Annotated in this window: 10 protein-coding genes; all 10 read right to left on the bottom strand. The window is 42.8% G+C overall.

Annotation, left to right across the window (positions count from 1 at the left end):
- Positions 1-674, bottom strand: a 674-nt coding sequence (locus HMPREF2885_RS05980; RefSeq protein ID WP_148131139.1) for a YSIRK-type signal peptide-containing protein, incomplete at its 3' end; no start/stop codon positions are given.
- A 2-nt stretch (positions 675-676) separates the two neighbouring features.
- Positions 677-1,240 carry a TIGR01440 family protein gene (locus HMPREF2885_RS05975; protein ID WP_000659500.1) on the bottom strand — a complete coding sequence of 188 codons (564 nt, stop codon included), beginning with the start codon at positions 1,238-1,240 and terminating at the stop codon, positions 677-679.
- Positions 1,241-1,349: 109 nt separating this feature from the next.
- Entirely contained in the window at positions 1,350-3,041 is a 1,692-nt protein-coding gene (locus HMPREF2885_RS05970) for a cache domain-containing sensor histidine kinase (RefSeq protein WP_049501239.1), read from the bottom strand.
- The gene (locus HMPREF2885_RS05965; protein WP_049501238.1) at positions 3,038-3,775 is read right to left on the bottom strand and encodes a response regulator transcription factor; all 738 of its coding nucleotides are present in this window, start codon (positions 3,773-3,775) and stop codon (positions 3,038-3,040) included. The genes HMPREF2885_RS05970 and HMPREF2885_RS05965 overlap by 4 nt, the downstream gene beginning before the upstream one ends.
- Before the next feature lie 264 nt (positions 3,776-4,039).
- On the bottom strand, positions 4,040-5,152 hold the full coding sequence (gene msrB, locus HMPREF2885_RS05955) for a peptide-methionine (R)-S-oxide reductase MsrB (RefSeq protein ID WP_000998578.1): 1,113 nt from the start codon (positions 5,150-5,152) through the stop codon (positions 4,040-4,042).
- 9 nt (positions 5,153-5,161) lie between these two features.
- Positions 5,162-5,725 (bottom strand): redoxin family protein, encoded by a 564-nt coding sequence (locus HMPREF2885_RS05950; RefSeq protein WP_000759248.1) that lies wholly within the window; start codon positions 5,723-5,725, stop codon positions 5,162-5,164.
- A 13-nt stretch (positions 5,726-5,738) separates the two neighbouring features.
- The gene (gene ccdA2, locus HMPREF2885_RS05945) at positions 5,739-6,449 is read right to left on the bottom strand and encodes a thiol-disulfide oxidoreductase-associated membrane protein CcdA2 (RefSeq protein WP_000370911.1); all 711 of its coding nucleotides are present in this window, start codon (positions 6,447-6,449) and stop codon (positions 5,739-5,741) included.
- 163 nt (positions 6,450-6,612) lie between these two features.
- Entirely contained in the window at positions 6,613-7,164 is a 552-nt protein-coding gene (locus tag HMPREF2885_RS05940; RefSeq protein WP_001147907.1) for a GNAT family N-acetyltransferase, read from the bottom strand.
- Between the two features lie 398 nt (positions 7,165-7,562).
- Complete coding sequence (gene nadE / locus HMPREF2885_RS05935; RefSeq protein WP_049477482.1) at positions 7,563-8,387, bottom strand: ammonia-dependent NAD(+) synthetase; 825 nt, start codon at positions 8,385-8,387, stop codon at positions 7,563-7,565.
- On the bottom strand, positions 8,384-9,844 hold the full coding sequence (locus HMPREF2885_RS05930) for a nicotinate phosphoribosyltransferase (RefSeq protein WP_049477481.1): 1,461 nt from the start codon (positions 9,842-9,844) through the stop codon (positions 8,384-8,386). The genes nadE and HMPREF2885_RS05930 overlap by 4 nt, the downstream gene beginning before the upstream one ends.
- Positions 9,845-9,943 lie beyond the last annotated feature (99 nt).

Genomic DNA, 9,943 nt, shown 5'->3' with positions numbered 1-9,943 from the left:
GTGCCTTTAGCTTCAATCTTGCCTGTATATTCCGTCTGTGGTTCTTCAACTACCGACTCACCTTTTTTACTGCTTGTATTGGTACTAGATTTTGATTCTTTAAAGTAACCAACATACTCATATCCTTCAATATGAATAACACCTTTAGCCAAACCTTCATGTGTAGATGCAGAAATAGTTTGGTTATACGAAAGTAACTCTTTATTTTCAAATGCAAAGGCAGTAAAAGGTACAAAATTGCTGACGCCGATAGAGCTAATTAACAGAATACCAAGTACTTTACTACGGTGTTTCTTGGAAACTAATAAAACCGCTAGTGAGGCTGTTGCCAACCCAAGACCTGCCAAAGCAAGCTCCTTACTTCCTGTGTATGGAAGTTGTTGACTGTTAGTCTCCTTCTTGCGATAAACTACATAAATAATATCTTCATCTTGAAATTCTGTAGGAACCTCATGGTGAATCAAGGCTTTTTCAGACTCGGTCAATTCCTGCTCCGCCAGATAACGGTAATGCACACTATGAACACCACCAATTTCATTGGCTTGCACCTTATCTACTAAAAGGGTACTGGCACCAAAAAGGAAGGCCCCGATAGCTACAGGACCTACCCCAACAGTGAGCTTACGAATCGAATATTTGGTAATTTTTTCTAGTTGTTGTTTTGTCTTTTTCATTCTCACGACTTTCTGATAGAATCTTCTGGATACTGCGCACGCGCACCTCCGATTAATTTTGGACGACTTGCAAGAGCCGTTACATGGGCATGCCCAATTTCTCTCAAAAGAGGGCGAATCGGAACCTGAACATGCTTGACATGCATACCAATCGCAGTATCTCCGATATCCAATCCAGCATGGGCCTTGATAAATTCAACCTCAACTGGATCCTGCATAAACTTGAAGGCTGCCAACTGACCTGAACCTCCTGCATGAAGTGTCGGAAGGACACTGACGATTTCCAGGCCAAACTGCTCTGCCACCTGACGTTCCACAACGAGGGCTCGATTGACATGTTCACAACCTTGAACGGCTAGATGAATTCCTTTTTCCTCTAGGATAGCTAGAATGGTCTTCACAATAACTTCCCCAATTTCTTGACTGGATTCCTTGCCAATCTGACCACCTATCACCTCACTAGAAGAAAGGCCCAAAACAAAGATAGCTCCTTGCTTCAAATTAGCTTTGTCTATTACATCTTCTACAATCTGGCTTGTTGCTCTTTGAATGTCTTTTTCCTTCATACTTGATACCTCTTTTGTCACTATCTATCATATCTTTTTTTACTGATTTTATCAAGGCCAACTAATCATTCTGAATTTTAAAAGCAAAACTCCCAGAATAGACTGGGAGTTAGCTAATTACTATTTTATTAATGTATATTTCAACTATCGTCCCTTTTGAAGGTACAGAATTGATCTTCATCTGATAATTGTCTCCAAAATGAAGTTTGAGTCGTTGGTCGACATTTTGAAGACCAACTCCCCCACGTTTGAGCTGACTTTGACTACTATCGCCAGCAGCTTGGAAACCAACACCATCATCCTCAATGCGGATGACAAGCCCTGTATCCTGTCTCTGAACAGAAACTTTAATATGACCCTGACCTTCCTTCTCCTTGATGCCATGGTAAAGAGCATTTTCTACAAGAGGTTGCAACACCAACTTGGGTAAGACTAGGTTACCAAAAGCAGGATCTTCATCAATCTCATACTCCAGCTTATCCCCATAGCGTTGTTTTTGGATAAAGAGGTACTGGCGGACATGATTGATTTCATCAGAAAGAGAAATCAAATCCTTTCCTTGATTGAGCGCCAAGCGGAAATAGGTTGCCAAGGACTTGGTCACCTGAACCACTCGCTGACTATCCTGAAACTCAGCCATCCAGATGATAGTGTCCAAAGTATTATAGAGGAAATGGGGGTTAATCTGGCTCGACAGTGCTTGAAGTTCATACTGCCGGGTCGCTTCTTCCTGCCTGCGAATAGCTGCCATCAACTGATCAATCTGATCCAACATGGTATTAAACTGGCGAGTCACTTCTTTCAGTTCATAGGCGCCAGCTTCCTTAGCACGAAGATTTTGTGTGCCAGAAGCAATTTTCAGCATGGTTTCTCTCAGGTCCTTCAAAGGCGCAATCCAGCGTTTAAGACTGAACCACACCAAGCAGAGACAGGCAAGAAGAGATAAGGCACTAGCAACAAGCAAGGTCCACATGAGTTGACTCCGAACCTGGTCTAACTTCTCCAACGAAGACACGCCTATAACCGTCCAATCAGTTCCTGCAATCTGTTCCTGACTGACATAGGATTGGTGGTTTGGAGTATAACCCTGCCCTGTCTCAATATAGAGTTTCATGGCCTCCATTTCGCTAGACGAACTATAAACTGTGTGTTTAGGATGGTAAACAAATTCATGCTTTTCATTGATGATAAAGGCAAAACCCTGCTGGCCCAACTGAAGTTGATTAAGATAGGCTTCCAGAGTTTCATAAGAAATATCCAAACGAAGCACGCCCAAATTAGCTCCCTTTGCATCAACAAGCTCCTGAGTGACAGAAATAACCCACTGACTATCCGATTTACGAGCTGGGGTTAAAACTGGCTTAGCTCCCTGATGAATAGCCTTTTGATACCAATCCTCAGCCATCATATCAGAGGAGGTTTTCATTTGCACACTGTCATCAGTGGAAATAACCTGACCGGATTTGGTGACCAGTACCACCGTTTTCAAGTCCTGGTCTGCCTTTAAGATGGTCAAAAATAGATTTCGGATTTCCTCAACCTTGTCTTGACTGGGATTCTCAGCATAGGATAAGACATCCGTCTGCTGGGTCAAACTGGTCGAGGTGGTTTCTAATTTTTTGATATAAGACTGGATAAAGTGGCTAGTTTGACTGATAGTCGTTTGGCTATTTCCCTCAATGGTAGCCTCAATGGCTGAAGAACTAGATTGATAGTAGAAAGTCCCAACCACAGCCAGGAGAATGAGAAATACTAGAAAGATGGAAATAACCATTCTGACTAGGAGAGTAGAACGTTTCATTGACCTTCCCCCTTCTTAAACTGACGAGGTGTCACACCTGCAATCTGTTTAAAACGTTGGGTAAAGTAGTTCATATCTTCAAAACCAACCTTTTCTGCAATCTCATAAATCTTTAAATCCGTTGTCAAGAGCAAAAGCTTGGCTAGTTTGACACGTTCTCGCACCAAATAATCCTGAAAAGGTAAGCCCAACTCTTTCTTAATCAAAGAACTCAGATAGGTCGGGCTAAAACCCAAGTCACTGGCCAAAGACTTTAAACTAAATTGGCTGTCATCAAGATGAGACTGGATTTTCTGGGCCAGGTTTCCTTCAAACTTATCGGTTAATAAATCTTGTAACTGCTCTTTCTTTTCTTCCTGATCTAGTTTTTGCTTGATTTTCCCCAACATTTCCTCAATATCCTGACGAGAAAAGGGTTTGAGCAGGTAGTCATCGACACCGAGTTTGACAGCAGACAAGGCATAATCAAAATCATCGTAACCCGTTAAAAAGACCAAATGCACTTGTGGATAGGCTTCTCGTACCAGACTGGCCAACTGGATGCCATTTAGCTGAGGCATGTTGATATCGGTTAAAATGATGTCTGGCACCTGCTTTTGAATTAAGTCCCAAGCCTGTCTTCCATTTTCAGCCTGACCGATGATTTCCATATCGTAGGCTGCTACATTGACCAGTTTGGTCAAACCTTGTCTTATCAGATATTCATCTTCTACGATTAAGATTGTGTAGGTCATGCTTCTCTCCTTTGTCACTTACTAGTATCAGTATAGCAAAATTCTCCTCTAACTGCTTAGGAAAGCCTTCTTATACTCAATGAGAATCAAAATGCAAACTAGGAAGCTAGCCACAGGTTGCTCAAAGTACAGCTTTGAGGTTGCAGATAAAACTGACGAAGTCAGCTCAAAACACTGTTTTGAGGTTGTAGACGAAGTCAGTAACTATACGTACGGGTACGGTAAGGCGACACTGACGTGGTTTGAAGAGATTTTCGACGAGTATTAATCTACATAATCTAGTAAATAAGCGTAGCCTTTTTCTGCCATTTGGTCTTTGGGAATAAAGCGGATAGAGAGACTATTGATACAGTAGCGCAAGCCCCCCTTGTCCTGAGGTCCATCTGTAAAAACATGACCAAGGTGAGAATCTCCAACTCGGCTCCGCACTTCCATGCGTGTCATATTGTAGGACTTATCTTCCTTGTAGGTAGCAACATCTGGACTAATTGGTTGGGTGAAACTAGGCCAGCCACAACCAGACTCAAACTTGTCCTTTGATGAAAAGAGGGGTTCGCCAGTTGCCACATCCACATAGATACCGGATTCAAATTTATCCCAATAGCGGTTTGAAAAAGCTCGTTCTGTTTGATTTTTCTGGGTAACTGCATACTCCTCAGGTGACAAGGTCTTTTTCAATTCCTCGTCACTTGGTTTAGGATATTTGCTGGCATCAATGACAGGGTAGGCAGCCTGATTAACATTGATATGACAGTAGCCATTTGGATTTTTCTTGAGGTAGTCTTGGTGATAATCCTCCGCCACCACAAAATTCTTCAAGTTTTCCTTTTCAACTGCCAGAGGTTGGTCATATTTCTTAGCAACTTCATCAAAGACTTGGTTGATTACCTCCAAATCCTTGTCATCTGTGTAATAAACGCCAGTACGATACTGGGTCCCCACATCATTTCCTTGTTTATTTTTGCTGGTTGGATTGATAATGCGGAAGTAATGAAGCAGGATCTCCTTGAGGGAAATTTGATTGGCGTCGTAAGTGACATGGACGGTTTCCGCATGACCTGTTTGGTTAATCAATTCGTACTTGGTTGTTTCCCCTCTACCGTTTGCATAGCCAGAAACGGCATCTGTCACTCCAGGCACGCGTGAGAAGTATTCCTCCACTCCCCAGAAACATCCTCCAGCTAGATAAATTTCGTGCAAGTCTGCGTCTTTACTCACTTCTGTTTTTTTCACTGTTTTTGCTCCTTGGCTAACGGATGCTTTCTCAATTTGCGAGCTATCTGTCTGCCCTGCATTTCGCATCAATAGAAAATAGAAACCGGTTATGGCTAGGAGAATGACCCCTGCCAAGACAAAAAGTTTTACTTTATCATTCATAGCCTTTCTCTACCCCATTTCTTTCAATTCTTTTAAAATCATTTCCTTATCCATAAAACCTGGTTGCGTTTTGACCAGCTTGCCTTCCTTGTCTATAAAGGCTTGAGTCGGATAAGAACGGACACCATAACTTTCCAAGAGTTTACCTGATGGATCAATTAGAACTGGGAAATTTTTATAATCCAAGCCCTTGTACCAATTCTTAAAGTCCGCTTCTGCTTGTTCACCTTTGTGTCCAGGAGAGACCACTGTCAAAACTACATAGTCATCACCAGCTTCTTTAGCGATTTCATCCGTATCTGGAAGGCTGGCTAGACAGATGGAACACCAAGAAGCCCAGAATTTGAGATAAACTTTCTTGCCCTTGTAGTCAGATAAACGATAGGTCTTGCCATCTACACCTGTCAGTTCAAAATTAGCGACTTCCTGACCCTTAGTGGCAGTTTGTGAACTAACTTGTTCTGTTTTGGTTTGCTCCTTCATAGTAGACTCGTCTGCCATATTTTTAGCCGAACAGGCTGCCAAGCAACAGATTGAGCCTACTCCAAGGAGACATGTTTGCCATTTTTTCATTTCTTTTTCCTCTCTATTCAAATAATGTAGTCAAAATGGAAGCATTTCCCAAAAGCACCAAGATTCCCATCACGATAATGAGGAAACCACCCACTTTTTTGAGGGTCCCGAGATAAGGATGGAGTTTTCGGAAATGTTTCAAAACATAGCTGGAGGCGAGAGCTAGAACCAAAAATGGTAGTGCCAATCCCAGCGTGTAAACCAACATGAGACCAGCTCCCTGCCAAGCACCTGAGCCACCAGAAGCCGCCAAGGCTAAAACAGAGCCCAAAACCGGCCCTACACACGGCGTCCAAGCAAAACTAAAGGTCAACCCCAGTAAAAATGCTTGACTATAGCCGTTACCCTTTTGCCCCTGTCTCTTTAATTGTAGCCTTCTTTCCTTGTAGAGGCCCTGCAAATGTAGGACTTCCATCTGGTGTAAGCCCAAGAGAATGATAATCGCACCTGTCACATACTGAAACCAGGAAGTATAAAGCAAATTGCCTAAAAAACCAGCTCCATAACCCAGTAAGATAAAGATAAAAGAAATCCCCGCTATAAAGGCCAAAGTTCGCAATAAACTAACAACTGAGATTGAAAATTTTCCGCTGGAAGCCTGAGCACCATCTTTGTCATCAAGTAAAACCCCTGCATAGACTGGCAACACGGGTAAGATACAAGGAGAAAAGAAGGAAAGAATTCCAGCAAGAAAAACACTGATAAAAAAGATTACATTGTCCATTGCCTTCCTCCATTCTTTGATTTGATAGGTCTATTATATCCCCAAAACTCCAGAAAAAACAGGGACAATGATAGGCAAAAATAGGAATTTAATCAGTTTATTTAGAAATCTGGCACAAAAAAAGCCAGACAAGGTCTGACTTTGGTAGAAACAGAAAAGCGAATCACCTGTCTTCCCTGCTTATCTGGTAATAAATAAGGTCCGCAACGTAGTCTTTTCTCTCCACACCATTGGCAATGGTTTTTAGATAAGACATTCCCGCTTTTTCCATCACACGACCTGAAGCTGGGTTGAGACTAGCGTAGCGAGCTCTGACCTTTTGAAAGCCTGCTTGAGTAAAACAAAAGTCTAACACAGCTTTCAAGGCCTCTGTCATCATACCTCGGCCCCAAAAGTTTTTTCCTAAAACATACCCAATTTCACAACTTAAATCTTCCTCGTGCATTTCAATGATGCTGATATCTCCTATCACATGCTCTGGGTTCTCTTTGAGACAAATGGCCCATTTGTAATAGTTGGGATTAGTATAGGATGCAACCCAATTTCGAATCGAGTTCCGAGTCACCTCGACATCAGGATGAGGATCCCAAGAGACATAGATTAGATTCTCAGCAGACGAAGCCCAATTTTGAAACATGGCTTCCGCATCACTCTCCACAAATCTTCTCAAGATTAATCGGTCTGTCTGTAACATTTGTGTACCGATTGCTTGCATAATGTTACCTCGCTTTCTAAGCTTAAGGCTCAGGGTAAAAAGACTATACTCAATAACAGCTAGAAAACAAGTTTTTCATCTAGTTATTTGACGCAGTCGCTGTCTGGTTTGAAATGCGCTTTACCAAGCTTTTTCAAACCTAGTCATCGTTGCGGGGGTGAGACAAGGAAAATCGAACACTACGAGTTACCGAATCTGCCTCGTTTTCCTGTTTCTAGACTCGTGCTAAAAAGGTCCCCCGGACCTTCTTCGCTTTCTCATTTCTAGGCTCAGGGTAAAAACCTCCACTGGAGGTTATTCTTGCTCTCGAGTTTCAAGGCAAGAAGCTAAAAAGGTCCCCCGGACCTTCTTCGCTTTCCCATTTCTAGGCTCAGGGTAAAAAGGTCCACAGGACCTTTTTACTCCCAAAAGTCATCAAATACGGTGATTGGTAGGTGGCGTTTGTGTTGGCCTTTTTGCCACCAGTTTTCAATAGTCGCTTGAGCTTCTGGACTGATGGTTTTGCCTTCTAGATAGTCATCAATTTCATTGTAAGTGACTCCAAGTGCGACTTCGTCTGCAATACCTGGTTTTTCTTCTTCTAGGTCTGCTGTTGGGATTTTTTCATAAAGTGCTGGGTCTGCACCAAGTTCCTTCAAGAGTTGTTTCCCTTGACGTTTATTGAGGCGGTAAAGAGGGAGAATGTCTGCACCACCGTCACCAAACTTAGTAAAAAAGCCTGTGATATTTTCCGCAGCATGGTCTGTTCCAATGACAGCTCCGCTATGGGCACCCGCAAGGGCATATTGGGCAATCATACGGCTACGCGCCTTGATATTTCCCTTATTAAAGTCTGAAACAGGACTTCCTGTCGCTTCGACTGCAGCTGTCATTGCATCAGCTGATTCCTTAATATTCACAACCAAGCTGACATCTGGCTGGATGAAAGCGAGGGCTTTTTGAGCATCTGCTTCATCAGCTTGCACGCCATAGGGCAGGCGGACAGCGATAAATTGATAGCTGTCATCTCCTGTCTCTGCTCGCATTTCTTCCATAGCTAATTGCGCCAAACGCCCTGCCAAGGTTGAATCCTGACCCCCAGAAATCCCTAGTACAAAGGTTTTAAGGAAGGGATGTTTTTTCAAGTATCTTTTTAAGAAGTCAATCGAACGACGAATTTCCTCCTGGGCGTCAATCACTGGCTTGACACCTAGTTGTTGGATTATGGTTTCTTGCAAACTCATTCTTCTTCTCCTTCGCCAAGGGCTTCTTTGCGCATCTTATCAATCAAGTCCATCTTATCTTGCCAAATATCACGCGCCAAGTCTACCGGGTAATGTTGCGGATTGAGAACCCGTTTATACTCATCCCATAGCTTGTCAAATTCCTTACGAGCATAGGCTTGAATCTCAGTCAAACTAGGCAGGTTGTAAACTAATGTTCCTGCTTTGAAAATATCAACCAAGAGAGGAACGGCATCAAAATTACGAACGGTCTTTTTGATGTAGGTATAAGTTGGATGGAACATCTTGATTTCTGTCATGTCACTCACATCCACACCATCATAAGTAATGTAGTCACCTTCTGACTTGCCTTTTTCACGGCTGGTAATGCGCCATACCTGCTTCTTACCTGGGGTCGATACTTTTTCAGCATTACTTGAAAGCTTGATGGTATTGCGCATCTGACCATTCTCATCTTCGATCGCAACAATCTTATAAACTGCCCCAAGAGCTGGCTGATCATAGGCTGTAATCAGCTTGGTACCCACCCCCCAGACATCAATCTTAGCGTGTTGCATTTTGAGGTTAAGGATGGTATTTTCATCGAGGTCATTAGAAGCATAGATCTTAGCCTCTGTAAAACCAGCCTCATCCAGTTGCTGACGGACTTTCTTGGAAATGTAGGCAATATCCCCAGAGTCGATACGAACGCCTTTAAAATTGATCTTATCACCCAACTCACGCGCTACCTGAATGGCAGCTGGCACACCGATTCGCAAAGTATCATAAGTATCTACTAGAAAGACACAATCACGATGGGTTGACGCATAGGCCTTAAAGGCCTCATAGTCGTTTCCATAAACCTGTACCAAGGCATGAGCATGAGTACCTAAGACAGGAATACCAAAGAGCTTCCCTGCTCGTACATTACTAGTACCATTGGCTCCACCAATCACGGCTGCGCGTGTTCCCCAGATAGCTGCATCCATTTCTTGCGCACGACGTGTCCCGAATTCCATCAAGGGTTCATCTTCAATGACTGAACGAATACGTGCTGCCTTTGTCGCTATCAAGGTTTGAAAGTTAACGATGTTTAAAAGAGCCGTTTCGACCAATTGACATTGGGCTAGAGGTCCTTCAACCTGCACAATCGGCTCATTAGCAAAAACCAAGTCCCCTTCCTGAGCAGAACGAACCGTTAGTTCTAACTTGAGATTTCGTAGGTAATCCAAGAATTCTCCATGATACCCAAGCGTCTCCAAGTAGGCAATATCGCTATCTGAAAAGCGCAAGTCTTTAAGATAATGTACAATTCTTTCCAAACCAGCAAAAACCGCATAGCCGTTATTAAACGGTTGCTGGCGGAAATAAACTTCAAAGACCGCCTTTTTATTGTGAATTCCTTGGTCAAAGTAAACTTGCATCATGTTGATCTGGTACAAGTCCGTGTGCAATGTTAAACTATCATCTGGATACATCTGTTTTCCTTCTTCCTACTTTACAAAGGCATGAACGTATTCTGCCACTTTCACACCATCCGATAAATTAGTACTATTATAACACATTTTTTCAAGATT

The sequence above is a fragment of the Streptococcus sp. HMSC062H02 genome (assembly GCF_001813005.1).
Taxonomy (GTDB): domain Bacteria; phylum Bacillota; class Bacilli; order Lactobacillales; family Streptococcaceae; genus Streptococcus; species Streptococcus oralis_S.
This window is presented reverse-complemented; position numbering and strand designations above follow the sequence as displayed.

Excerpts from the sequence above, each read along its gene's own strand:
- msrB (WP_000998578.1), bottom strand. The coding sequence starts at position 5,152 with ATGAATGATAAAGTAAAACTTTTTGTCTTGGCAGGGGTCATTCTCCTA.
- HMPREF2885_RS05970 (WP_049501239.1), bottom strand. The coding sequence starts at position 3,041 with ATGAAACGTTCTACTCTCCTAGTCAGAATGGTTATTTCCATCTTTCTA.
- ccdA2 (WP_000370911.1), bottom strand. The coding sequence starts at position 6,449 with ATGGACAATGTAATCTTTTTTATCAGTGTTTTTCTTGCTGGAATTCTT.
- HMPREF2885_RS05965 (WP_049501238.1), bottom strand. The coding sequence starts at position 3,775 with ATGACCTACACAATCTTAATCGTAGAAGATGAATATCTGATAAGACAA.
- HMPREF2885_RS05975 (WP_000659500.1), bottom strand. The coding sequence starts at position 1,240 with ATGAAGGAAAAAGACATTCAAAGAGCAACAAGCCAGATTGTAGAAGAT.
- HMPREF2885_RS05940 (WP_001147907.1), bottom strand. The coding sequence starts at position 7,164 with ATGCAAGCAATCGGTACACAAATGTTACAGACAGACCGATTAATCTTG.
- HMPREF2885_RS05930 (WP_049477481.1), bottom strand. The coding sequence starts at position 9,844 with ATGTATCCAGATGATAGTTTAACATTGCACACGGACTTGTACCAGATC.
- nadE (WP_049477482.1), bottom strand. The coding sequence starts at position 8,387 with ATGAGTTTGCAAGAAACCATAATCCAACAACTAGGTGTCAAGCCAGTG.
- HMPREF2885_RS05950 (WP_000759248.1), bottom strand. The coding sequence starts at position 5,725 with ATGAAAAAATGGCAAACATGTCTCCTTGGAGTAGGCTCAATCTGTTGC.